This is a genomic window from Embleya sp. NPDC055664 (assembly GCF_053618075.1).
Window position 1 is genome coordinate 141,459 of sequence record NZ_JBSHGZ010000020.1, and the last position, 22,712, is coordinate 164,170.

The 22,712-nt window shown below is 72.0% G+C and carries 22 protein-coding genes; 11 read left to right on the plus strand and 11 right to left on the minus strand.

Annotated elements, in window-relative coordinates; genetic code table 11:
- Positions 1-7 precede the first annotated feature (7 nt).
- A complete protein-coding gene (locus ACWGR4_RS28510; protein WP_452133643.1) occupies positions 8-400 on the minus strand; it encodes a nuclear transport factor 2 family protein in 393 nt (130 codons plus the stop codon).
- A gap of 117 nt (positions 401-517) precedes the next feature.
- On the opposite strand from ACWGR4_RS28510, the gene ACWGR4_RS28515 reads away from it, so the two are divergent.
- Positions 518-961 (plus strand): MarR family winged helix-turn-helix transcriptional regulator, encoded by a 444-nt coding sequence (locus ACWGR4_RS28515; RefSeq protein WP_452133642.1) that lies wholly within the window; start codon positions 518-520, stop codon positions 959-961.
- A 22-nt stretch (positions 962-983) separates the two neighbouring features.
- On the opposite strand, the gene ACWGR4_RS28520 is transcribed toward ACWGR4_RS28515, so the two are convergent.
- A complete protein-coding gene (locus ACWGR4_RS28520) occupies positions 984-1,502 on the minus strand; it encodes a pyridoxamine 5'-phosphate oxidase family protein (RefSeq protein ID WP_380012345.1) in 519 nt (172 codons plus the stop codon).
- Between the two features lie 467 nt (positions 1,503-1,969).
- On the opposite strand from ACWGR4_RS28520, the gene ACWGR4_RS28525 reads away from it, so the two are divergent.
- Together ACWGR4_RS28525 and ACWGR4_RS28530 are read left to right on the plus strand one after the other, a co-directional pair.
- Positions 1,970-4,672 carry an immune inhibitor A domain-containing protein gene (locus ACWGR4_RS28525; RefSeq protein WP_452133641.1) on the plus strand — a complete coding sequence of 901 codons (2,703 nt, stop codon included), beginning with the start codon at positions 1,970-1,972 and terminating at the stop codon, positions 4,670-4,672.
- Between the two features lie 155 nt (positions 4,673-4,827).
- Positions 4,828-5,673, plus strand: a complete 846-nt coding sequence (locus tag ACWGR4_RS28530) for an SAM-dependent methyltransferase (protein WP_452133640.1) — start codon at positions 4,828-4,830, stop codon at positions 5,671-5,673.
- 21 nt (positions 5,674-5,694) lie between these two features.
- Here ACWGR4_RS28530 and ACWGR4_RS28535 read toward each other — a convergent pair whose 3' ends face one another.
- Together ACWGR4_RS28535 and ACWGR4_RS28540 are read right to left on the minus strand one after the other, a co-directional pair.
- On the minus strand, positions 5,695-7,656 hold the full coding sequence (locus ACWGR4_RS28535; RefSeq protein ID WP_452133639.1) for a hypothetical protein: 1,962 nt from the start codon (positions 7,654-7,656) through the stop codon (positions 5,695-5,697).
- Between the two features lie 107 nt (positions 7,657-7,763).
- Positions 7,764-8,978: a serine hydrolase domain-containing protein gene (locus ACWGR4_RS28540; protein WP_452133638.1), complete on the minus strand. Its 1,215-nt coding sequence runs from the start codon at positions 8,976-8,978 to the stop codon at positions 7,764-7,766.
- 110 nt (positions 8,979-9,088) lie between these two features.
- Between ACWGR4_RS28540 and ACWGR4_RS28545 the strand changes: the two genes are divergently transcribed.
- Together ACWGR4_RS28545 and ACWGR4_RS28550 are read left to right on the plus strand one after the other, a co-directional pair.
- Positions 9,089-10,351 carry a sensor histidine kinase gene (locus ACWGR4_RS28545; RefSeq protein ID WP_452134260.1) on the plus strand — a complete coding sequence of 421 codons (1,263 nt, stop codon included), beginning with the start codon at positions 9,089-9,091 and terminating at the stop codon, positions 10,349-10,351.
- Entirely contained in the window at positions 10,339-10,986 is a 648-nt protein-coding gene (locus ACWGR4_RS28550) for a response regulator (RefSeq protein WP_380012363.1), read from the plus strand. Before ACWGR4_RS28545 ends, ACWGR4_RS28550 begins: the two co-directional genes overlap by 13 nt.
- Here ACWGR4_RS28550 and ACWGR4_RS28555 read toward each other — a convergent pair.
- The gene (locus ACWGR4_RS28555; protein ID WP_452132956.1) at positions 10,962-12,545 is read right to left on the minus strand and encodes a phytoene desaturase family protein; all 1,584 of its coding nucleotides are present in this window, start codon (positions 12,543-12,545) and stop codon (positions 10,962-10,964) included. The genes ACWGR4_RS28550 and ACWGR4_RS28555 overlap by 25 nt on opposite strands.
- A 65-nt stretch (positions 12,546-12,610) precedes the next feature.
- On the opposite strand from ACWGR4_RS28555, the gene ACWGR4_RS28560 reads away from it, so the two are divergent.
- On the plus strand, positions 12,611-12,799 hold the full coding sequence (locus tag ACWGR4_RS28560) for a hypothetical protein (RefSeq protein ID WP_452132955.1): 189 nt from the start codon (positions 12,611-12,613) through the stop codon (positions 12,797-12,799).
- Positions 12,800-12,814: 15 nt separating this feature from the next.
- Here ACWGR4_RS28560 and ACWGR4_RS28565 read toward each other — a convergent pair whose 3' ends face one another.
- Entirely contained in the window at positions 12,815-13,417 is a 603-nt protein-coding gene (locus ACWGR4_RS28565; protein ID WP_452132954.1) for a TetR/AcrR family transcriptional regulator, read from the minus strand.
- 113 nt (positions 13,418-13,530) lie between these two features.
- Here ACWGR4_RS28565 and ACWGR4_RS28570 point away from each other — a divergent pair, with 113 nt between their 5' ends.
- Complete coding sequence (locus ACWGR4_RS28570) at positions 13,531-13,941, plus strand: organic hydroperoxide resistance protein (RefSeq protein WP_380012375.1); 411 nt, start codon at positions 13,531-13,533, stop codon at positions 13,939-13,941.
- A 16-nt stretch (positions 13,942-13,957) separates the two neighbouring features.
- Here the strand turns inward: ACWGR4_RS28570 and ACWGR4_RS28575 are convergent, their stop codons facing one another.
- A complete protein-coding gene (locus tag ACWGR4_RS28575; protein WP_380012378.1) occupies positions 13,958-14,446 on the minus strand; it encodes an Lrp/AsnC family transcriptional regulator in 489 nt (162 codons plus the stop codon).
- Between the two features lie 93 nt (positions 14,447-14,539).
- Between ACWGR4_RS28575 and ACWGR4_RS28580 the strand changes: the two genes are divergently transcribed.
- Both ACWGR4_RS28580 and ACWGR4_RS28585 read left to right on the plus strand, forming a co-directional pair.
- Entirely contained in the window at positions 14,540-15,463 is a 924-nt protein-coding gene (locus tag ACWGR4_RS28580) for an LLM class flavin-dependent oxidoreductase (protein WP_380012380.1), read from the plus strand.
- A 10-nt stretch (positions 15,464-15,473) separates the two neighbouring features.
- On the plus strand, positions 15,474-15,959 hold the full coding sequence (locus ACWGR4_RS28585) for a nucleoside deaminase (protein WP_380012383.1): 486 nt from the start codon (positions 15,474-15,476) through the stop codon (positions 15,957-15,959).
- A gap of 47 nt (positions 15,960-16,006) precedes the next feature.
- On the opposite strand, the gene ACWGR4_RS28590 is transcribed toward ACWGR4_RS28585, so the two are convergent.
- The 3 genes from ACWGR4_RS28590 to ACWGR4_RS28600 all read right to left on the minus strand — a co-directional run bounded on the left by ACWGR4_RS28590 (position 16,007) and on the right by ACWGR4_RS28600 (position 19,831).
- Positions 16,007-18,163: an MMPL family transporter gene (locus tag ACWGR4_RS28590; RefSeq protein ID WP_380012387.1), complete on the minus strand. Its 2,157-nt coding sequence runs from the start codon at positions 18,161-18,163 to the stop codon at positions 16,007-16,009.
- 196 nt (positions 18,164-18,359) lie between these two features.
- Complete coding sequence (locus tag ACWGR4_RS28595) at positions 18,360-19,013, minus strand: NAD(P)-dependent oxidoreductase (RefSeq protein WP_452132953.1); 654 nt, start codon at positions 19,011-19,013, stop codon at positions 18,360-18,362.
- Positions 19,010-19,831, minus strand: a complete 822-nt coding sequence (locus ACWGR4_RS28600; protein ID WP_380012393.1) for an SDR family NAD(P)-dependent oxidoreductase — start codon at positions 19,829-19,831, stop codon at positions 19,010-19,012. The genes ACWGR4_RS28595 and ACWGR4_RS28600 overlap by 4 nt, the downstream gene beginning before the upstream one ends.
- Positions 19,832-19,984: 153 nt before the next feature.
- On the opposite strand from ACWGR4_RS28600, the gene ACWGR4_RS28605 reads away from it, so the two are divergent.
- The gene (locus ACWGR4_RS28605) at positions 19,985-20,575 is read left to right on the plus strand and encodes a TetR/AcrR family transcriptional regulator (protein WP_452132952.1); all 591 of its coding nucleotides are present in this window, start codon (positions 19,985-19,987) and stop codon (positions 20,573-20,575) included.
- Between the two features lie 129 nt (positions 20,576-20,704).
- Positions 20,705-21,712, plus strand: coding sequence for an erythromycin esterase family protein (locus tag ACWGR4_RS28610; protein ID WP_452132951.1), 1,008 nt, complete (start codon positions 20,705-20,707; stop codon positions 21,710-21,712).
- Between the two features lie 25 nt (positions 21,713-21,737).
- Here ACWGR4_RS28610 and ACWGR4_RS28615 read toward each other — a convergent pair whose 3' ends face one another.
- Positions 21,738-22,580 (minus strand): TIGR02452 family protein, encoded by an 843-nt coding sequence (locus tag ACWGR4_RS28615; RefSeq protein ID WP_452132950.1) that lies wholly within the window; start codon positions 22,578-22,580, stop codon positions 21,738-21,740.
- Positions 22,581-22,712: the final 132 nt, after the last annotated feature.

Here is a 22,712-nt window from a genome sequence, read left to right on the forward strand (position 1 = left end):
GCCGGATTCAGCGGGCGCTGCCGAGATTCCGGTCGGCCTCGTCGCCTCGGAGCATGAGGGTGACCTCCTCGATGCGGTGGAAACGACCGTCGGGGGCCAGGTCGGCGAAGACGTAGACCTCGGTGCGTACGGTCGAGCCGTCGTGCTTGGTGATGTCGACCGTGTGCCGGTCGGCGTAGCGAGACCCGTCGCGCAGTTCGTCGTGGACCTCGACGGAACCGGCGGCCACGATCGTACGCAAGTGGGCGATGTGCGCGAGGAATTCGGCACGGTCGGCCCACTCCCCGTCGGTGCGCTGGCGGTAGTCCGGAGCGAAGTGCCGGTCGGCGGCCTCGGCGAGCGGGAGGTCGTGGTCGAAGAGCAGGTCGGTGAGGGCTGAGGCGATACCGGTGGGGGCCATGGGAGCCCGCCTTTCGGGTGAGCGGAAGGAAACGAAAGAGATGCGTGCGCGACGCACGCATTTCCTTCGCATACCGTAGCACCATATGCGTGCGCCGCGCACGCTATCCTTGGTGGTGTGGACAACGAGGTGGGATACGAGATCGCCGACGCGCTGGGCCTGCTGTTGCGGCGGACGACGCGGGAGCGGCTGCACCGGTCGTTGACCGAGGGCATGGGCGAGGGGGTGGACGAGGTGACCTACCCGGTCCTGAGCGCGCTGGCCCGGACGGGACCGCGCAGCGCGGCCGACCTGGCGCCCGACGTCGGACTCGACCGCTCCGGCGTCACCCGCCGCGCCACCCGCCTGGAGGAGGCCGGACTGGTACGGCGCGAACCGCACCCCACCGACCGACGGGCGGCGCTGCTCGTGCTCACCGACGCGGGGGAGCGCGCGGTGGTCGAACTGCGCCGCCGACTGGCCGATCACATCACCGCGAACCTGGACGCCTGGCCGCCGGGCGCGGCAGGGGAGTTCGCCCGATCGTTGCGCCGCTTCGTCGCCGAGGGTCCGTTCGCCTGACCGGGGCCGTCCGGGCGCGACCTCAGGCGGCGTCGAAGCGCCACCGGGTCTGGCTGTACGTGCCCTTGCCGAAGCCGAAGACGGTGGTCGGCGCCACTCGCAGGACCCGGGCCACATTGCCCCGGCTGCCGTGGAAGGCGCCGTCGCGGACCTCGAACCGCCAGTCGGGGCCGTACTTGCCCGCGTACGCGTCGGCGATGCGGCGCAGGGACGGGTCGTCCGCCAGGGGCACCGCGCGGCCCTCGACGACCAGGTCGAGGCCCCGGTCCAGGGCGTTGTCGCCGGTGGTCAGCACGCAGTTCGCATTGGTGTGGAGATTGTGCGCCTTACGTTCGTCGGCGCCGGTGCAAAAGTGCAGCGCGTTTTCCAGCCAGACCGCCAGCAGCGGTGTCACGTGCGGTCGTCCGTCCGGCCGCACCGTGCTCAGCCAGAACACCGGGGCGGTCGCCAGGCGGGTGACCGCCACCGACCACGGCACGGCCTCGGCGTCGGGGTGGCTGTAGCGCGAGTCCAGTCGGGTGCGCGGTTCGTGTTGCGACATCGGGCGTCCTCCGGGTGTCGGTGGTGCGCGGACCCGGCCGGGACCGGGCGGGATCGCGCGGACCTTTGCGGCCCATTGCAAAGGACTGCCCCGGGTCCGCGAACTCATCGGTGCGCGCGATTTTCCCGGATTCGCGGGGCTTTTCCCGGGGCTGTCGTGGGTCTCGGGTAAAGAGTCCATAAAGAAATCTTTGCCTCCCCTGTCTCTGGTGTCACAGGCGCATCTAGGGTCCGGATGCCCGACGCGAAATCCCGTCTCCGTCGTGACCCGACGGCCGGCGGGAGGTGGGGGTCGGGCTCTGCCGAATCAGCTCGACGTCGTGGGCGCGTAAGGCACCACAGCACCCTGATCGGCGTCGCTTCGCGTCCGGGACCACCTTCCGGGCGGAAGGGGAGACCATCTTGAGTCGAGCGATACCCGGGCGCGGCGGTACGCCGCCGCGAGGCCTCCGGCGTTTCCGTGGCCCGGTGACTTTACTGTCGGCTTCCGTACTCGTGGCCGCGGGCCTTTCCACGGTGACCGGCGCCGCGTCCGTAGCCGCGCCCGTGCGTGTGGACAACACCAGGGCGGTGTGGAACCCCGGACCCGAGGACACCTATCTCAACACCGTCGAAGCCGAGTTCCCCCAGGGCACCGGCGTCGACGGCGAAGTGACCGCCGCCGACAAGGCTCGCAAGGCCAAGGAGGGGCGCGGCGCCAAGGACCGTGAGGGCAACCCGCGCGCGGCGGGGCAACTGCGCCTGCTGGAGGCCGAGGCCCAGCGCACAGGCAAGAGTCCGGAGCAACTGAAGGCCGAGAAGAGCGGTTTGGCGCCGGGTAAACAACAGAACGCCAAACTGCTGACCATTCTCGTCGAGTTCAACGAGAACGCCAACGACGACTTCTCCGGGTTCAACCGCCGCGCGAGCGTCCTGGATCCCTCCTGCGTCGTGGAACCGCCGGGCACGATCAAGAACGGCCCGCTGCACAACACGATCCCGGACCCGGCACTGGCCGGGAACGACAACAACACGCCGTGGGTCAAGGACTTCAGCCCCGAGCACTTCAACAAGATGCTCTACACCAAGCAGGGCATCACCGAGCGTATGCGCAAGGACCTGATCGGTCCCGACGGCAAGCCGGGCATCGACGTCTCCGGCTACACGATGAAGAACATGTACGAGGAGATGTCGAGCGGTAAGTACACCGTCTCCGGCACCGCCACCCCGTGGATCAAGGTCCCGCACTCCGAGGCGTGGTACGGCGCGGGTGCCTGCGGCAAGCGTCAGCAGGACATGAGCGGACACCCGAACAACCCGGGTGGCGCGGCCACGCTCGCGATCGACGCGGTCAACGAACTCGCCCGCAGCCAGCCGAACTTCCCGTGGGCCGACTACGACAAGGAGGACACCGGCGACGCCGACGACGACGGCAACACGCAGGAGCCCGACGGCGTGGTCGACCACCTGGTCCTGGTGCACTCGGGCAAGGACAAGTCCTCCGGCGGCGGCGCCGAGGGCACGTACGCCATCTGGGCGCACTCCAGCGCCGTGGCGGGCGGCTACACCGTGCCCGGAAACACCGTCAAGGTCGCGAACTACATCGTGCAGCCGGAGGACTCCGGCGTGGGCGTGTTCGCCCACGAGTACGGCCACGACCTCGGTCTGCCGGACCTGTACGACAACTTCAGCGGCGGCGAATCCTCGGTCAACTTCTGGGACCTGATGGCGAGCGGCTCCCACTCGGGCCCGCTGTTCCAGTCGATGCCGGCCAACATGAGCGCGTGGTCCAAGTACACGCTGGGCTGGCTGACACCGCAGGTCCTGAAGGTGGGTGACAAACCCACCATCGCCACGCTCGGCCAGGCGGCCAAGACACCCAAGGGCACCCAACAGGCGGTCCGGGTCAACCTGCCCGACAAGGTGTTCAGATTCTCCACGCCGCACAGCGGCACCAAGGCGTGGTATTCGAACAACGACCAGGAGTGGGCGGACGTCAAACTCGTCCGCGACCTCGCCGTCCCGGCCGGGACCGACCTGAAGTTCCAGTGGTGGAGCGACTATTCGCTGGAGGTGGACTGGGACTTCGGCTTCGTCGAGGTCTCCACCGACGGTGGCACCACGTGGAAGCAGTTGGAGGTCCGCGACGAGGCGGGCACGCTCGTGTCCACCCCGCCGAACTACCCCGACCCGAACGGCAACCTGCGCCGGTTCGGCAAGAGCACCGGGCTCACCGGCGACAGCAACGGCTGGCGCCACGACCACGTGGACCTGACCGCGTACGCCGGGCAGAACATCAAACTGCGCCTGGGCGTCGACACGGACGCCGCGACGCAGGAGAAGGGTTGGCTCGCCGACGACTTCTCGCTCACCAACGGTGGCACCACCGTGTGGTCGGACGACGTCGAGCAGGGCGACAACGGATGGACGCCCGTGGCGGGTTCGGTCGGCGCCGGTACCCGGGGCGCCGGCTGGATCCGCTCCGACGGTACGTTCAACAAGGAGCAGTACTACCTGCTCGAGTGGCGCAACCTCTCCGGCTTCGACCAGGGCCTGAAGTACACCTACACGTTCGGCGAGAACGGCAAGCGCTCCAAGCTCGCCTACAACGCGCCGGGCATGTTGGTGTGGCTCCGGGACAACGAGTACCCGAACAACGGCATCCTCAACTATCTCGATCGGAGCCCGTCGTACGGCGCCAAGGGCGAGTTGTTGCTCGTCGACGCGAATCCCGAGCCGTACCGCTTCCCGCACCTGCCGTCGAACGAGGCGGCCAACGTGGAGGCCCGGGTGCAGTCGGCGAACGCGGCGTTCGGCTTCAAGGACACCGCGGGATTCCAGGCCTGCCTCCGGGCCGGCGACCACTGCGCGAACTTCGCCAAGACGGAGCCGGTGCGGTTCTTCTCCGACGTGTTCGGCTACGCGCCGGGCGTCCAGGCGGGCCCGAACGGATTCGAGGGCAAGGACCGCGACGGTTCCACCGTGGTTCCGGCGCGGGCGCCGTACTCGACCAAGGTGACCAAGCCGGACGGCTCGCCGGACTTCGCGAACTACGGCAAGCCGTTCCACGATTCGGTGACCGGCAACGGCAACCCCGGGTTGGAGAAGGCATACGGCGTGACCGTGTTCCCGATCACCCCGCTGCCGCATGACACGGGCGCCGTCGTCTGGATCGCCCCCGCACGGAAGTAACCGCTCCACCCGCTCCACCCGCACGATGTCGGCCCCCACGACGCAAGTCCGGTCGTGGGGGCCGACGTACGTGCGCGTGCAGCCGGTTACCATGCAGAACACAGCGTGCCGATAAGGCAGTTGGTTGCCCGGTGAACCGAGGGAAGAGGCGAGGGATGTCGGAAGCGGAGTGGATGTCGCGGGATCCGCGCGAGGAGCCCTGGCCGGCGGTCGATCTGCGGCTGGACGTCCCGCATTCGGCCCGGGTCTACGACTACCTCATCGGTGGGAAGACCAACTTCGAACCGGACCGGGTGGCCGCGCAGGCGTCGGTGCAGGCGTGGCCGGCCCTGCCGATCTCGATGCGCACCACCCGCACCTTCATGCAGCGGGCGGTGCGACACCTCACCGAGCAGTACGGGATACGGCAGTTCCTGGACATCGGCACCGGGATCCCGACCTCGCCGAACGTGCACGAGATCGCGCAGGGAATCGCCCCCGAGACGCGGGTCGCCTACGTCGACAACGACCCGATCGTGCTGACCCACGCGCGGGCGCTGATGTCGAGCACCCCCGAGGGCCGCACCTGCTACGTGGACGCCGACCTGCGCGACATCGACTCGATCATCGACGCCCCGCAGTTGCGCGAGGTGCTGGACCTGTCGAAGCCGGTGGCGCTGTCCCTGGTCGCGATCGTGCACTTCGTGCTCGACGAGGACGACCCCCAGGGCCTGGTGCGGCGCCTGATGGACGAACTCGCCCCGGGCAGCTTCCTGGTGCTGACCGTGTTCACCGGCGACACCGACCCGGTGGGCGTGGGCGGGGTCGGGCGCGAGTACAACGCGCGCGGCATCCCGCTTCAGATCCGGGACCGGAAGGAGACGCTCGCCTTCTTCGACGGCTACGAGTTGCTGGACCCGGGGGTGACGCTGGTGCACCACTGGCGTCCGGATCCGGACGCGCCGGAGATCCGCGACGCGGACATCGCGATGTACGGCGGGGTGGCGGTCAAGAACGCCTGACCGGGCACGGCCGCTTGCGCCTCACGTCGCCGCCGCGGTCGCCGTGGTCAGCAACTCCGGGAGCGCGCCCGGGAAATCGGGGGCGATGCGGCCGGCGATCACCCACGCGTCGACACTGTCGCCGAGGGTGTTCGCCACGTGTGCGGCGATCAGCCGACGGGCCTCGTCGAGTTCTTCGGGGAGCAGGGCCGCGAAGGCGTCGAGGGCGCCGAGCATGCGCAGCGGCGGCTGCGCCGTCTCGACGAACTCACGCATGGTGAGCGTGCCGTCGGCAACCGCGTCGACGTACCAGTTGTCCGCCTCGTCGATCCACTCGCTGGGCCGCTCCCGCAACGGCTCGCGCAGCGGGTGGCCGAGTGCGGCGCGGGCGTGGGCGGGTGAGCGCTGCCCCACGCGCGCCGCCGCCTCCGGGTCCGAGTGGCAGGCGGCCAGGGCGAGTTCGTCCGGGCAACGGGGCTGGGCGGCGAGGTTGGCCAGGACGGCGCGGGGCAACTCGCCCCGCCGGTGGGCGGCGATCGCCTCCGGCCAGAACGTGTCCGGGACATGCCGGGTCGCGATCTCGGGATTGCGGCGCATCGCCGCGAGCAGTGCCGCCGGTCGCCCGGAGTCGGCCACCGCGCGCCGCAGCCGGCGCAGACCGTCGAACGCGCGCGTCGTGTCCAGGAAGGTCCGCGCCGTTTCGTACTCGCCGCCGAGCCGCAGCCTGACCCGTCGGTCGAACAGCGCCACGCGGCCCCGGGTTTCCCACAGGCCGAGGAGGGCGCGCAGCGTGGCCGGGCGGCCGAGGCCACGGGCCCCGTAGTGCTCGAAGGCGGCCCGGATCAGATACGGATGGTGACCGTGGACCGCCTCGGCGCAGTCGTTCGACAGCCGGGAACTCAGCCAGGCGCGGCGTTCGAGGGGCAGCCGTACGCGTGGCCGCGCGTCGCGACGGGTGGCCCGGTGGATCGCGTAGGCGGCGTCCGGTCCCGGATGCGCCGACAACAACGCCGCGTTGACGTTCGGGTCGTGTAGCGCGAGCAGCCGCTCGACGGTCGAGGCGGTGGGCACGACGTCGTGGACCAGGTCCCAGGTGTGCTCGGGCACCCGCTTCAGCGCGGGCAGTACGACGCGTCCGGCCAACGCCGTCCCGGCGCGGGCGAAGCCGCGCACGACCTCGACGGGCAGCGCGGCCACCACACGGGCCGCGATCGTGGGATCCACCCGACCCAGCATCCCGGCCGGCGAGAACGCGCCCCACCGCTTCCACTCACCGACCGCCGGACCGGGCACGACGGCGTCGAACTCGCGACCCATCACGGCCGCGCCGGAGCCCGAGCCGGTGCGGACCCCGGTCCCGGCCGAACCGGACAGCCGCGCGGCGTCGGCGCACAACTGCGGGAACGTCCCCCGATGATCGGGGGCGTGTGCGATCAACCACCCCCACGCCGCGAGGTCGTCGCCCGGCAACAACTCGGCCGCCTCGTCGAGTACTCGGTCGATCGCCGCGAGCCGCCGGTAGTGCCGGGGGCGCACGAAGAACTCCAGGGTGCGGATCGCCCACCAGCCGGGCGTCGCCGACAACACGATCCGACGCGGAGTCAGAACCCCGCTCACCAACGCGGCTTCGAGCGGTCCGGTGGCCCACTGCGACCGAAACGGCTCGGGTCGCGCGACGACCAGTTCGAGGGCGACCCGCGGTGGACAGCCGCGATCCGCGAGGAGGATCGTGCGGGCGAACTCCCGGATGGGTTCGCGGCGATGGGCCTCGATCACCTCGTCCCAGTCGGGCGTCGCGGCGGAGAGCAGACGCTTTTCGCGGGCGTCGGCGACATACCGCCAAGAGCTTCGGTCGATGGGCTTGTTCGGTGTCCCGCGGCCGAGTTCCGGGACGGGATCGGCGCCCGGTCCGGCCACACCGAGCCGGGCCCGGACCCGTGATGCCAGCTCCGGATCGGCGCACCGCAACAACAGCTCCGCCGTCGCCGGGGTGCCGGCGCCCATCCGATCCCTCCCCGATCCGTGCCGTTGCGAAGGTGTCATGATCCCACCCGTCGTCGGCGAACCGCGGCCGGGACCCGAACACTTCGGCGCCGGCGCCGACCGCCGGCTCACCGACGCGGCGGGCGGAGTACGTTCCGTACGACCCGGTCGGCGGCGCGTTGTTGGGCGAGCGTCTCGTCGAAGGTCGCGTCGAGCCCGAAGTTCATCGAGACCACCGCACCCCGTCGGCCGTCCTCGGTGAAGCCGGTGGTCACGATGGAGCCCGAGTCGCCGCCGTCGTGTCCCCAATAGCGCTCGTCGCCGGTGTCGGTCAGCGGGCGGGAGACCAGTCCGAGACCGTATTCGCCGCGCGGCCAGAACTTCTGCAGTGCGGCGTCGACGGGACGGGTGCTCTTCATCGCGGCCAGTTCGGCGGGGCGGAGCAGGCGTCCGCCGAGCAGTGCCCGGAAGAAGACGTCGAGATCGCGTGTGGTGGAGACGATGCCGGCCGCCGGGTAGGCGGGGATCTGGGAGGTGACGTCCACGAGTTCGCCGTCGAAGCGCTGGTATTGCAGCGCGTGCGGCAGGCGGATGTCGGGCGATGATCCGGGCCAGTAGGTGTGGTCCATGCCCAGCGGGCGGAAGATGCGCCGCTCGAACTCGGCGTCCCACGGTTGCCCGGTGACCCGTTCGATGATCAGCTCGGCGATCAGGTAGCCGGTGTTGGAGTAGGCCCAACCCTCGCCCGGTTCGAAGAGTTTCGGCATGGCGACCGCGTCCTCCACCAACTGCCGGGTGGAGTACCGCTGATACCGCAGCTTCAGGTACTCCGCCTCGGTGTTCCACGACGGGATGGCGTCGGGCAGGCCGGAGGTGTGCTGGAGCACCTGGCGGATCGTGATGGCGCGACCGGCCACCAGCCCCGGCAACCATCGTTCGATCCGGTCGTCGAGCCCCAGGCGGCCCTCGCCGACGAGTTGGAGCACCACGGTCGCGGTGAGGGCCTTGGACGTGCTGGCGATCCGGAACGCGCCGTCGGCCGGGATCTCCCGGCCGGTGCGCACATCGGCGACGCCGACGCGCGCGGAACAGGTGATGCGGCCGGCCGTCGCCCTGGCCTGGACGGCCGGGATGCCCAGGGCCGACACCGCCTCGGCGTCACGCCGCAACCGGCGATGGTCGGGCACGCCGTGGGGTACGCCGGCGTCGGCTCGCTCGCCGGCGATCGGCGAACAGGGCGGGGCCGCCGCGCCCACGGCGGGCGGCGCGATCAGCACGCCGGCCGTCGTGGCGCCCAGGGCCAGGGCCAGGGTCGGCGGAAGGGTACGCAGGTGTTTTCCCATGGCCGGAAAGCTAGCCGGCGCCGGCCCGGCCGCCGATACCACCGGCTGCAGGTGTTTCGGTACAGCCGGCTGTAGTGCGGGGGTGGACCCCTGTTCGCATACTGACCGTCATGTATGCGGCGAACGCGGTGCGTGCCTGCGCCTACCTGCTCGGCAACATGTTCGCCGCGCTCGGTGGGCTGCTCTTCCTCGCGCACCCGGGTGCGGTGGGCGACTGGGCGGACCGTCGGCGATCCGCCGCGCGACGCCGGCTAGGCCCTGTCCGGCGGACCTTGGCGGGTCCGCGCCACCCGGTGCCGCACCTCGCCGCACCGGAGAAACAGCCGAATGGAACCACTATGCGGCTGCTTCTCCGGCACGCCGATGCACGGCACCGGACGACGCGGCCCGATCCACCAAGATCCGCCGGACAGGGCCTGGGCGTACCGAGCGGTTCGGCGCCGACCACGCGCCGGTGGCTGGTGCTCAACGCGGTGACCGGCGTGCCGGCGGGCCTGCTCGCGCTGCTCGTGGTCGGCAACACGATCGTCGGGGTGATCGGGCTGACCGCCTGGTGGGCGTTTCCCCCCGCCGACCGGCCACGACTGTGGGTGGATGTACCCATCGACGGCTGGGACGACGCGCTGGTCCTCGGCGTCGGCCAGGTCGTCGGCCTCGGCGCCGTGGCGTGCTTCGGGCTGCCGCCGCTCGCCCGCGCCCAGGCCCGGCTGCTCGCGTCGTCGCGGGCGGAGCGGCTGGAGTTGCGCGTGGCCGCGCTGACCCGGACCCGGGCCGACGTACTCGACGCGCACGGCGCCGAACTGCGCCGGATCGAGCGGGACCTGCACGACGGTACGCAGGGTAGGCTCGTCGCGATGACGATCCACCTCGCCCTGGCCCGGCAGGCCGTGCGCGAGGATCCGGACACGGCCGAGGCGCTGATCGAACGGGCGCATACGAGCGCCGAGGCCGCGTTGGCCGAACTGCGCGACGTGATCCGCACGATCTACCCGCCGATCCTCGCCGACCGGGGTCTGTCCGGGGCGTTGACCGCGGTCGTTGCACGGTCGGGGGTGCCCGCCCGGCTCGATGTGGGCGAACTGGGCGACATACCCGCCGCCGTCGAGACGGTCGCCTACTTCACCGTCGTCGAGGCGCTGACCAACGCGACCAAGCACAGCGGGGCCTCCGTCGCCACCGTGACGCTCGACCGCGAGGCCGACCGCCTGCGGATCCGGGTCACCGACGACGGCACGGGCGGCGCCGACGAGGTGCGGGGCACCGGCCTCGCCGGAATACGTCGACGGGCGATGGCGCTCGACGGCGAGGTGACGGTGGACAGCCCGGCGGGCGGTCCCACCTCGATCATGGTGGGGTTGCCGTGCGGTTGGTGATCGCCGAGGACAACGTGCTGCTCGCGGAGGGGTTGCAACTCATCCTCGCCCGACACGGATTCGAGGTCGCCCGCGTCGTCGACACGGCCGACGACCTGCTCGCGGCGGTGGCGGAGGAGGAACCGCGGGCGGCCGTTGTCGACGTACGCCTGCCGCCGTCGTACCGCGACGAGGGCCTGCAGGCGGCGATCGAAGTGCGCCGTCGCCGACCGGACTTCCCCATCCTGGTGTTGTCGCAGTACATCGAGCAGACGTACGCGACCGAACTGCTGTCCACCGGCCATCACGGCGTCGGCTACCTGCTGAAGGACCGGGTCGGCCGGGTCGGGGAGTTCGTCGAGGCGCTGCGCAAGGTCGCGGCCGGCGGCCTGGCGCTGGACGCCGAGGTGATCGCGCAGGTCGTGCGCCGCCGGGACGATCCGCTGACCGTACTGACCACCCGCGAGCGCGAAGTCCTCGGTCTGATGGCCCAGGGCCTCGACAACACGACCATGGCCGCCCGCATGCGGGTGACGGACAACGCGGTGCACAAGCACATCGGCAACATCTTCGCCAAGCTCGGCCTTGCCGCCGGCGACGCCGGACACCGTCGAGTCCTCGCCGTGCTCACCTACCTGGACGCGTCGCCCCGCTGACCCTCGCCCGCGATGCGGACCGGCCCGCGCAGTACCGCCATCGCCGCGTTGTGGCCGGGGACACCGCTCACCCCGCCGCCGCGGCGGGCGCCGGCCCCGCACAGCAGGATGCGCTCGTGGGCCGTCTCGACACCCCACGTCCCGGGCGGCGTACCGTCCGGGGTGTACGGCCAGGACAGGTCGCGGTGGAAGATGTGCCCGGCGGGCAGCCCGAGTTCGTCCGCCAGGTCGAGCGGCGTGTGCACCTCCAGGCACGGGTCGCCGTTCGCGTCGCGCAGCAGGCAGTCCTCGATCGGCTCGGCGAGCACGTCGTCGACGGAGTCGAGCATCGCGCGCAGCGCCTTCGTCCGAGCGCCGTCGTGGTCGTCGGTGAACAGGCGCGCGGGCATGTGCAGGCCGAACAGCGTCAGCGTATGCACCCCGGCGGCCCGGGGCCCCGGACCGAGGATCGAGGGGTCGGTGAGGGTGTGGCAGTACATCTCGCCGGGCGGCAGCGTCGGCATTCGCCCGGCCGCGGCCTGCTCGTACGCGTCGGCGATGTGGGCATAACCCTCGTTGACGTGGAAGGTGCCCGCGAACGCCCGGCGCGGGTCCGCGCGCGGATCACGCAGGCGCGGCAGCCGGGCCAGCACCATGTTGACCTTGAGCTGCGACCCCTCCGGCGCGGGGCCGGCGGCCGGCTCGCCCAACAGTCGGCCCAGCGTTTGTGGCGCGACGGCGGCCAACACGTGTGCGCCCGCCACGCGATACTCCGTGTCGCCGATCGTGTAGTACACCTCGCCGTCGGGATTCACGGCGGTCACCGTCGCGCCCGTGCGCAGGTGTGCGCCCGCCGTCCGGGCCGCGTCGGCCAGGCTCGCGGTGACCGCGCCCATGCCGCCCACCGGGACGTCCCAGTCGCCCGTACCGCCGCCGATCACGTGGTAGAGGAAACATCGGTTCTGCCGCAGCGCGGGGTCGTGCATCGACGCGAACGTGCCGATCAGCGCGTCGGTGGCGACCACACCCCGCACCGTGTCGTCGGCGAACTCCGCCTCGATCAGACCCGACAGGGGTTGTGCGAACACCGCGCCCCAGATCCGCTCGTCGTCCACGAGGCGGCGGAACTCGGTTTCGGAGCGCAGCGGTTCGGTGAGGGTGGGGAACACCCGCCGGGCCAGCCTGCCGGTGGCCGCGCCGAACCGCTCCCACGCGTCGGCGTCGGGTGCGCCGGCGAACCGGGTCAGTTCGGCCCGGGTGCCCGCCCGGTCCTCGGTGTCGACGAGCAGGCCGTCGGCGCCGCGCGGGGTGTACGACCCGATCCGCCGACGCCGCGTCACCAGGGGCAGCCGCAGGTCCTCGACGATCTTTCGGGGCAGCAGGCCGACCAGGTACGAGTAGCGCGACAACCGCACGTCGACCCCGGGGAACGGCCGGGCCGACACCGCCGCGCCGCCGACCTCGTCGAGCCGTTCCAGCACCACGACCGAGCGCCCCGCCCGCGCCAGGTAGGCGGCGGCGACCAGGCCGTTGTGGCCGCCGCCGACCACGACGACGTCGAATCTCCCACCGTCACGCACCACATCCGCCTCCGGAATCACCGATCTTGCGCCGCGCGGTCACGCCACCCACAGGCAGCGTAGGTGTGTTCACCCGGGAGCGGGCCCGACACACCCGGCGCGCGATCGCGAGTGATGTGGGCGCAACGTTGACCCTGGTGGTCACCGCCGGCCCGGCCGGCGCGGCACGGATCGCGGACCCGGAGCACGCCACATCCGTGCGCACCGGAACCGGAGCGCCGCTGCCCGAGGAGGAGGCGCCGGTCGGGCGGTAGTAGCCGGCGGGGCGGCTATCGCGTCGGGTCGTCGGGTGTGTCCAGGACCCGGTCGAGCGCGTCGCGGGTGATCCGGCGCATGGCGTCGGCGTCGTCCAGGTAGCAGCCGACGGCCAGGCCGTCGCGCAGCAGCATGAGGATGTCGGCGGTGGTCCGGGGGTGGGCGTCGCCGGCCGCGGTCAGCAGGTCGGTCAGCATCGTCCGGAACCAGGTCCGGTGGTCCTGGATCGCGCCGCGGACCGGATGCGCGAGATCCGGGAATTCGGCGGCGGCGTTGATGAACGCGCACCCCCGGAAGCCGGGTTGGCGGCCGATCTCGACGATCAGGTCGAAGAGCCGCACCAGGACCTCGCGCGGCGGCAGGTCGGCGGAGTCGGTGAGGAAGTCGTCGACGGCCCGGCGCTGCGCCTCGAACTGCTCCGTCAGATAGGCGTGGACGAGCGTGTCCTTGGCCGGGAAGTGGTGGTAGAAGGTCGCCTTCGCGACGGCCGCCTCGGCGATGATCCGGTCCACGCCCACGGCATGCACGCCCTCCGCGTAGAAGAGCGCGCTCGCGGTGTCGAGCACGCGGCGGCGGGCCGGGCTCTCGCGGGGTCGATCGGGGGTCGTCGTGGGCATGCCTTGACTTTACCAGACAGGTCTGTCTACCGTCGGATCCGTCGACCGAACAGACAGATCTGTCTGCCACTATTCGGATCTGTCTGCCATCACTTGGAGAAGGCGAGACCACCATGAGCCTGTACACCGCGATCGCGACCTCGGCCGGACGCGACGCCCGGGCGGTCAGCTCCGACGGGCAACTCGACGTCAAGCTGGGCATACAGCGCGAACTCGGCGGCGACGGGATCGGCACCAACCCCGAGCAGTTGTTCGCGGCCGGCTACGCGGCCTGTTTCGGCAGCGCGATGCAACTGGTGGCCAAGCGCCAGGGCGTGGACGCGGCCGACGCCTCGGTCACGGCCGAGGTCGATTTGAACCCGAACGGCGACGGCGGCTTCGGGCTGGGCGTGACGCTGCGCGTGGAACTGCCGGAGCACCTGTCCGCCGAGCAGGGCCGCGCCCTGCTGGAGGCCACCCACCAGGTCTGCCCCTACTCGAACGCCACCCGGGGCAACATCCCGGTCGAACTCGTCGTCGAGTAGCAGGCCCCGCGGGGTCTCAATCCGCCGCGCGCTCCCCGTCCCGGTCGTCGTCGGGCGGGGTGGGGCGGGCGGGGCCGCGATAGGTCAGCGTCTGGCTGTAGACGATGTTCGTGGTGGTGCTGCCGAACTGCGCGAGGCGGTCGATGATCGCCTCCAGGTGCGGCATCGACGTGGCTGCCACCTTGAGCGTGTAGCAGTCCTCGCCCGTGGTGCGCAGACACTCCAGGATCTCCCGCCGCTCCTCCAGCAGGCGGTGCAGCGGGCCGTGCCGACTCCCGGGGTACTTCAGGCGCACCACGGCCAGTACGGCGAAGCCCGTCCGGGCGAGGTCGACCTCCGCCCGGTAGCCGGTGATCACGCCGACCGCCTCCAGACGCCTGACCCGCTCCGTGGTCGCGGACGCGCTCAGACTGACCCGGCGCCCCAGTTCGGTCAGCGGGATACGCCCGTCGCGTTGCAGCTCGCCCAGGATGGCCCAGTCGGTGGCGTCGAGATCCTCGGTCATTCGGCCAGACTACCGGCGGATCCACGGCGATCCGGCCGGAAGGGCATGAATTATGTCTTCGGCCCTCGGGTTGCCGCCGGATAGCCTCGATCCATGCAACTCGGTGTCAACGTCCCCAATTTCGGCCCCGGCACGGATCCGGGCATGCTGCGCGACTGGGCACAGACCGTGGAGGGGCTGGGATTCGACCTGCTGATGGTCTCCGACCACATCGCGATCACGCCCGACGTCGCGGAGCAGTACCCCGCCCCCTTCTACGAACCCTTCACCACGCTCGCCTGGCTGGCCGGCGTCACCCGGCGGGTCCGGCTGGGCACCACGGTGCTCATCGTCCCCTACCGACACCCCCTGCTCGTCGCCCGGATGGCCGCCAACCTGCACCGATTGAGCGACGAGCGCCTGGTGCTCGGCGTGGGCGTCGGCTGGGCGCGGCAGGAATTCGCCGCCCTCGGGCTGGCGTTCGAGCGCCGGGGCCGGACCACCGACGAGCACCTCGCGGCGATTCGCGCCGCGTGGGCGGGCGGCGAGGACGACTACCGCGCGGGCGGTATCCCCATCTGGGTCGGCGGCAACAGCGACGCGGGCATCCGCCGCGCGGTGCGCCTCGGCGACGCCTGGCATCCGCTGCGCCGCACCATGCCGTGGATGCACGCGGCGGTCGACCGGATGCGCGACATCGCCGAGGGGGAGGGCCGGGCGACGCCGGCGCTGGTGCCCCGGATCGCGCTGCATGTCACCGACGAGCCGCTGCCCGACGCCACACGACTCGCGGGCGAGGGCACGATCGAGCAGGTTCTCGACGATCTGGACGGCCTGCGCGGCCTGGGCGCCGAGACCGTCGTGCTCGATCCGTTCGACGGCGATCCGAACGAGACCCGACATCCCGGCGCCGCGTGGCGCATGCTGGCCCGGGTTGCCGAGCGACTGCGTACCCCCAACGGCGATCGCACTCCGCCCGGCGGGCGCACCCCTGCCGGCGAGCGCACCCCGCCCGCCGATTCCACCGAAGCGAAATGACGGAGACGCGATGACCGTGTCGGACGAAGAACTCATCCACCTGCGCCGATGCGTGGAACTGGCCGCCGAGGCCGTGGCGGCCGGCGACGAGCCGTTCGGCTCGGTCCTGGTCGCCGCGGACGGCACCGTCCTCGCCGAGGACCGCAACCGCGAGCGCAGCACCGGGGACCCGACCCGCCACCCCGAGATCGAACTGGCCCGATGGGCCGCCGCGCACCTGACACCCCCGGAGCGGGCGGCGGCCACCGTCTTCACCTCCGGCGAGCACTGCCCGATGTGCGCGGCGGCGCACGGCTGGGTGGGCCTCGGCCGCATCGTCTACGTCAGTTCGGCCGCGCAGACCGGCGATTGGCTGGCCGAACTGGGTGTTTCGGCCTCTCCCGTACGCGCCCTGCCGATCGGGGAGGTCGTACCCGGGCTCGTGGTGGAGGGCCCGATTCCGGCGTTGGCCGAGGAGATCCGCGCGCTGCACCGCCGCTTCCGCGGCAAGGGTTGACGTCCGGCCGAGGGGCCGGCCGGTGGACGGACGGCCCCTCGACCGGCTCAGAGGGTGGGCCGGGGTGACGGTCGCTCGGGGTGTCCCGGGCGCCAGATGCGCGGCCCGATGTCGAGGGCGAGGGCTGGGACGAGCAGGCTGCGGACCAGCAACGTGTCCAGGAGCACGCCGATGGCCACGAGCAAGCCCTGCTGCAGCGAGGTGACCGTGGGGATGACGGTGAGCGCGGCGAAGGTCGCGGCGAGCACGAGTCCCGCGGAGGTGATCACGCCGCCGGTGACGGTGAGCGCGGTCAGCATGCCCTCGCGATGGCCGCGCAGCCGGACCTCCTCCCGGGCCCGGGTCATCAGGAAGACGGTGTAGTCGATGCCCAGCGCGACCAGGAACAGGAAGCCGAACAGCAGCAGACCACGATCGATCCGGGGATGACCGAGCGCGCGGAAGACCAGCACGGCGGCACCGACGGCGGCGGCGTACGAGAGCACCACGGACAGCAGCAACACGATCGGCGCGACCAGTGCGCGCAGCAGCACCACGAGCATGATCAGCACGATCGCCAGGACCAGCGGGATGAGCAATTTCTCCTCCTTGCCCTGCGCGTTCGAGGTGTCGAGGGCGACCGCGCTCTGCCCGCCGACGACGGCCTCGGACACCTTCCCGGGGGCGCGATCGAGGGTGACCCGAATGTGGTCGACGGTGCGTCGAGCCGCGCCGGTGTCGGGGGCGTCGGCGAGGACCGTACCGATGTGCGCCCACCCACCGGCGGTCCGGTCGACGCTCGCGGCGGCGACCCCCGGGACGCCGCGGATGATCGCCGCCGCGTCGCCGCCGACGGCCGAGGGCACGTACACGTCGGCCGGCGCGGCGGACCCGGCGGCGAAGTGCCGCGCCAGGAGTTGCTGGCCGGTGACCGAATCGACCTTCTTGGTGAACTGCTCCGCCTGGGTCTGGCCTGTGGACGTGGCGGTCGCGCCCAGTGCGAGGGCGGCCAGGGCCACGGCGGTGCCGATCCAGAGCGCGCGGGGGGCACGTCCCACCAACCGGGCCACCGCCGGCCACAGTCCGCGTGCCCGCTCGGCGGCGACCGGCTCGGCCGGCGCGTCCGGGGTATACCGGGGCACGAACGGCCAGAACGCCCACCGGCCGAGGATCACGAGCAGGGCCGGCAGCAGCGAGGTCATCGCCAGCGAAACCACCGCGACGCCGACGGCCACGACCGGGCCGAGTCCCCGGGTGGAGTTCATGCTGCCGAACACCAGGCACAAGGTGGCCACGATCACGGTCAGCGCGGACGCGACGATTGCCGGCAGGCACCTGGTCAACGCCTGCACCATCGCCTCGTGCCGGTCCTCGTGCCGGCGCAACTCCTCGCGATACCGAGCCACCAGGAGCAGTGCGTAGTCGGTGCCGACGCCGAGGACCAGCACGGTGAGGACGTACGCGCTCTGCCCGTTGACCAGCAACCCGGCGTGCCGGGCGAGCAGATACACCACCCCGTTGGCGACCTGGGCGCCCAAGGCGACCGAAAGCAGCGGGATCAGCCACAGGATCGGACTGCGGTAGGTGATCAGCAGGAGCAGCGCGACCAGGCCGAGAGTGGCACCGAGCAGGGCCAGATCCAGGCCGGAGTAGACGTCGATGAAGTCGGCGATGTTGCCGGCACGTCCGGTGATTCGTACGTCGAGCCCGGCCGGCGCGTCGGCCCGGGCCAGGTCGCGCAGCTTGTCGACGCCGTCGCCGAGCACGGCGTTGTCGTTCTTGGACGTGCGCAGCGCGACGCTCAGGAACGCGGCCCGACGGTCCTCGGCGACCACGGGCGCCGGCACGGGCGCGGCGGTGCCCTCGGCCGCGAGGGCCGCCCGGTCGCGGTCGACCTTGGCCAGGTCGGTGGCGGACAGGCCGCTCTCGCGGGCGTAGACGACCACCGCCGTGGCGACGTTCTTGTCGGCGAAGTGCTTCTCGCCGATGTCCATGGCCTTGGTCGACTGGGCGTCGGCCGGCAGCCAGGTCTGCGGGTCGTTGTCCTGGACCGAGCCGATCTTCGCGGCGAGCGATCCGCCGACGGCTATCAGCAGGACCCAGATCGCCAGGACCGCCCACTTGGAGCGGCGGCCCGCGACGACGCGGGCGTAACGCGTCCATCCGGGCGTGGCGGACGGACCTGGTGAAGCGGGGGGCGGTATCGCCGCCCGGGTTGTGGCCATGTCTACCTCGTGGATGCGGTCGAAAGCGATCTGGGAGAAAGTGCCGGTCGACGGGTGCCGGGCGCCGGTGGTCGCACGTCGGCCGGGGCGGGACGGCGGCATGGGGAAAGCCGAGGGGCGGTCGCGTGCGGTCGCCGTGCCGGTGGCGGGCACCGGACCGCCCCTCGGCGGCTTTTTCGGGGGTCGTCGGCGCGGGTCAGTACGAGATGGCGACCCGGGTCGCGAAGGTCTCGCGGTCGTCGACGTGCCCGAGGATGAAATCGGCCAGGTCGGCGCGGGAGAGCCGGGTCGGCCGATCCAGTGGCCGACTCTCGTCGGGGCTGTATCGATAGGTGCCCGTGCGCGGTCCGTTGGTGAGCATCGGGACACGGATCACGGTCCAGTCGAGCGCGTCGGCGCGGGGGTCGGCTTCGGCCAGATCCTGCTCCATGCGGTGCATGTCGGCATAGGCATGCCGGTGCAGGGGTTTGACGATGAGTCTGGTCACCAGGCGCTGGGCCGCCGGCACCCCGGCGCCCGAGTCGAGTGCGCCGGAGGACAGGCAGACCAGACGCCGGACACCCGCGGCGGTCATCGAGCGGCGCAGATTGGCCGTGCCCCGCGAGTAGATCGTGGTGGGCGCGCGGGTGGTGGCGCCGAGCGCGCTGAGTACGGCGGTGTGGCCCGGGACCACCGCGTCGATCGTGTCCGGGTCCAGGGCGTCCCCGGCGATCACGTGCAGGTGTTCGTGTCGGGTGGTGACGCGTCGCGGATCGCGGGCGAGGGCGGTTACGTGGTGGCCGGCGACCAGGGCCTGCGCGACGAGCCGCATGCCCGTACCGCCGGCGGCGCCCACGACGAGCAGGTTCACGGCGCGGTCGGGTTCGTCTGCGGCCGGCCGGCGGGGCGACGGAAGGGCGGTGCGCCCGCGAGCTTGCCGCCGTCGATCGGCAGGGTGGCGCCGGTGATGAACGAGGACTCGTCGGAGCACAACCACACCACGGCCGCGGCGACTTCGTCGGGCAGACCGATCCGGCGCATCGGCATGGCCTGGGCGGCGGCCTGCCGGGCCTGCTCCCCGGCGGCCTCCAACTGCTCGGTGTGGATCGGGCCCGGCGCGAGCGCGTTGATCCGGATGCCGGCGTCGGCGTAGTCGAGCGCGGCGGTGCGGGTGAGCCCGATCAGGCCGAACTTGCTGGACACATACCCGGCCAGACCGCCGACCGCCTGGAGACCGGCGGTGGAGGACATGTTGACGATGGTGCCGCCGTTGCCGCTCGCGAGCATGGCGGGGATCTCGTATTTCAGGGCGAGGAAGACGCCGCGCAGGTTGACGGCGAAGGCGCTGTCGAAGGCGGCCACGTCGACGTCGGCGAGCGGGGTGGGCGGGTGGCCGCCGCCGGCGGCGTTGTTGACCGCGGCGTCCAGCCGGCCGAAGCGGTCGACGGTGGTGGCGACCAGTCGCTCGACGGCGTCGGGGTCGGTGACGTCGGTCGGCACGGCGAGCGCCCGGCCGTGGGCCGCGTCCAGTTCGTCGGCCAGGGCGGTCAGCGCGTCCGCGTCACGGGCGGCGAGCACGACCCGCGCGCCGGCCTTGTGCAGGGCTCGGGCAGTGGCGGCGCCGATGCCGCGACTCGCACCGGTCACGATCGCGACGCGGTCGGTGAGGGGCTGCTGAAGGGTGGACATGGTGCACTCCCGAATGCAGGTGGCGCAGAGTGTGGAGGGTGCGAATCCGGCGTATCGGGACGCCCGGGCAGGCCGGGGTATCCGCGATCCGCGAGGTCGCGTAGAATTCAATGGACAGACAGTAAATCCAAAATTGGGAAAGGGGCAAGCCGCGTGAGTCCGCGCGTGTACAAGTCCGACAAACGCCAGGCCGCAGCCGAGGACACCCGACTGCGCATCCTGACCGCCGCCCGCTCGCTGCTCGCGGCCACCAAGCCCACCCAGCTCACCCTCGACGCCATCGCCAAGGCGGCGGACGTGTCCCGCCAGACCGTCTACAACGCCTTCGGCACCAAGGCCGGCCTGCTCGAGGCCCTCTTCGACGGGCTGGCCACGCGCGCGGGCGTCGACCTGTCCGAGGCGTTCGCCGCGCCCGACGTGGACGCGGCGCTGCGCCGCTTCACCGAGACCTTCTGTCGTTTCTGGGCCGCCGACCCGGTGGTGATCCGCAGGCTGCGCGGCATGGCGGTGCTGGACGCCGACCTCGACCGACTGCTGCGCGAGCGCGACGACATGCGCCGCACCGCGCTCGGCTCGCTCCTGGCGGCCCGGGGGGTGGCGGCCGGACCCGAGGCGATCGACGTCGTCTGGCAACTCACCGGCTTCGAGACGTACGACGGCCTGGCCCGCCGCGACCCCGAGCGCGACCCGACCGGCCCGATCGCCGACGCCGTCACGGCCGTTTACGCGGCCGCGCAGGACTGACCGGGAGGCCCGCGCCGAGCCGGCCGCCGGGCGATCCGGGGTACTGGTCGGGCGGCACCCGAGGGGTACTCGGGTCCTGGGTCTCGCGGACGACGCGGGTGGCGCGGTGGGTTGCCTAGCGTCGGGTGCATGAAATCACAGCGTTTGTCCCTTGCCTCCGGCCCGGCGGTCGTGGCCGCGACGTCCCCGGTATCCACTCCGTCGCGTGGTGATCCCGCCCTGGCGCTGGCGGCCCACGCCTTTCCACTGCGCAGCACCGTTCCGGGCGGGCCCGACACGGATCTGGCGGCGTTCGGGACGATGCTCCGGGGCGTGGAGGTGGTCGGCGCGGGAGCCGCCACCCACGGCTCGGGCGAGTTCGGGACCGTCAAGCATCGGTTGTTCCGACATCTCGTCGACCACCACGGCTTCCGCGGCCTCGTGCTCGGGATCCATCCGCGCGCCGGGGCGCGGCTGGACGCGTGGGTGCGGCACGGCACCGGCCACCTCAAAACGATCATGGACGAGGAGTTCCGCGCCGACGACAGCCCATGGAACACCCTGGAGACGCTCGACGTGTTCCGCTGGATGCGGCTGTGGAACGTGCGCGGTGCGCCGGGCGCGGTACGGGTGCTCGGGATCGGGAGCGAACTCTCGGGCGCCGACCGGGCCGCGGCCGCGGCCGCGGCCGACGGGGTGATCCGGTGGCAACGCCGGATCGGCGCCGGGGTGTTCGTCTCCGCGCACAACACCGAGGTCGCCGCGGGAAGCGCGGCGGGGGACGATCCGCCGAATGTGGGGCGAGCGTTGCGCGAACGGCTCGGCGGTCGGTACGCCAACGTCGGATTCACCTTCGGCCAGGGCTCGTTCGACGCGATCGACGCCACCGCCCCGGGGCGGCCCCGGCGCCGCTTCGACCTCGGACCCACCGGGCCGGGCGCCGCCGAGTTCGTCCTCGGACAGGTGTGTCGACGCGACTGGTATCTCGACACCCGCACGGTCGCCCCCGGGCTCGCCCGCGACTGGTTGGCGGACGCCCACCCCACACGCGGTGTCGGCGTCGCGTGGCCGTGCGACGAGTACACGAACACCCACCTGTGCCCGACCTACGACATCCTCGTCCACCTGCACCACGTGGGCGCCGCACACCACCGGTGAGGCGCACCGACGCGGCCCCGCCCGGTCAGCGCCGGGCGGCCTCCGCGGCGCCGAAACGTTCCGTGAACGCCGTCCGGTTGGGCGAGTCGGGGGAGGGGTCGTGGATGGCGAAGACGACGTGTTCGAAGGCCGCCGCGAAGGGGCCGTCGGGGGCGAGGTGGTCGTGGAACGCGCCGGCGACCTCGCGCGGGTCGTTGCGGAACACCCCGCATCCCCAGGCGCCCAGGACCAGTCGGCGGGCGCCGTGATGGTGGGCCACCGTCAGGACGCGGCCCGCGCGGCGACGAAGGGTCTCCCGGACGCGGCCGTGCGCGGCGGGGTCGCGCTGCAGGGTCTCGCCGGCGTTGGGGGCGGCGCAGGTCAGGAACGACACCGGGAACGGCTCGTCGAGGAGGCGACCGTGCTCGTCGCGGTGCACCGGGACGTCGGGGGACCAGATGACCCGGTCGCTGTAGAGGAGATCGGGTCCGGCTCGGTGGGCGGCGTAGTAGTCCGGGGCCCGCAACAGGCAGGGATACAGCAGGCTGTTGCGGCACAGGTCCTCCTCCTGGGCCCGGGCGCCGCGCAGATAGCCGCCGCCCGGGTTGCGCGCGGAGGCGAAGTTGAGCACCGCGATCGGGCCCGAGCCCGACCCGGACAGGCGCCGCGCGGCCTGGAGGCTGCCCTCGCCGGTCACCCGGACCTGCGTCGACGGCCCGGCGCCGACCGGGTGCGGGGCGAGCGGCTCGTCCGGGGGATGGCCGACGGTGCCGGACATCGCCGCGTGCAGCGCGGGCCCCACCCGGACCGTGCCGTAAGGAGTCGAGTATTCGCCCGTGGCGACGATCCGGGCGTTCACGGCCGCGATGTCCCGCAATCTGCTGTTCACAGGCTCGTACGCTAGAGGTTTGCCACGCGAGGGCCCAACTACTCTCGGCACGCGGCGCGTCGCTCGGCCGGTGATCGCATCGATCAGGACTGAAGAAGCACGGTCGCGGAGCCGGCGGCTAGCGTGATCGCC

Excerpts from the sequence above, each read along its gene's own strand:
- ACWGR4_RS28610 (WP_452132951.1), top strand. The coding sequence starts at position 20,705 with ATGAAATCACAGCGTTTGTCCCTTGCCTCCGGCCCGGCGGTCGTGGCC.
- ACWGR4_RS28545 (WP_452134260.1), top strand. The coding sequence starts at position 9,089 with ATGTATGCGGCGAACGCGGTGCGTGCCTGCGCCTACCTGCTCGGCAAC.
- ACWGR4_RS28520 (WP_380012345.1), bottom strand. The coding sequence starts at position 1,502 with ATGTCGCAACACGAACCGCGCACCCGACTGGACTCGCGCTACAGCCAC.
- ACWGR4_RS28510 (WP_452133643.1), bottom strand. The coding sequence starts at position 400 with ATGGCCCCCACCGGTATCGCCTCAGCCCTCACCGACCTGCTCTTCGAC.
- ACWGR4_RS28540 (WP_452133638.1), bottom strand. The coding sequence starts at position 8,978 with ATGGGAAAACACCTGCGTACCCTTCCGCCGACCCTGGCCCTGGCCCTG.
- ACWGR4_RS28535 (WP_452133639.1), bottom strand. The coding sequence starts at position 7,656 with ATGGGCGCCGGCACCCCGGCGACGGCGGAGCTGTTGTTGCGGTGCGCC.
- ACWGR4_RS28580 (WP_380012380.1), top strand. The coding sequence starts at position 14,540 with ATGCAACTCGGTGTCAACGTCCCCAATTTCGGCCCCGGCACGGATCCG.
- ACWGR4_RS28570 (WP_380012375.1), top strand. The coding sequence starts at position 13,531 with ATGAGCCTGTACACCGCGATCGCGACCTCGGCCGGACGCGACGCCCGG.
- ACWGR4_RS28565 (WP_452132954.1), bottom strand. The coding sequence starts at position 13,417 with ATGCCCACGACGACCCCCGATCGACCCCGCGAGAGCCCGGCCCGCCGC.
- ACWGR4_RS28585 (WP_380012383.1), top strand. The coding sequence starts at position 15,474 with ATGACCGTGTCGGACGAAGAACTCATCCACCTGCGCCGATGCGTGGAA.
- ACWGR4_RS28590 (WP_380012387.1), bottom strand. The coding sequence starts at position 18,163 with ATGGCCACAACCCGGGCGGCGATACCGCCCCCCGCTTCACCAGGTCCG.
- ACWGR4_RS28600 (WP_380012393.1), bottom strand. The coding sequence starts at position 19,831 with ATGTCCACCCTTCAGCAGCCCCTCACCGACCGCGTCGCGATCGTGACC.
- ACWGR4_RS28530 (WP_452133640.1), top strand. The coding sequence starts at position 4,828 with ATGTCGGAAGCGGAGTGGATGTCGCGGGATCCGCGCGAGGAGCCCTGG.
- ACWGR4_RS28575 (WP_380012378.1), bottom strand. The coding sequence starts at position 14,446 with ATGACCGAGGATCTCGACGCCACCGACTGGGCCATCCTGGGCGAGCTG.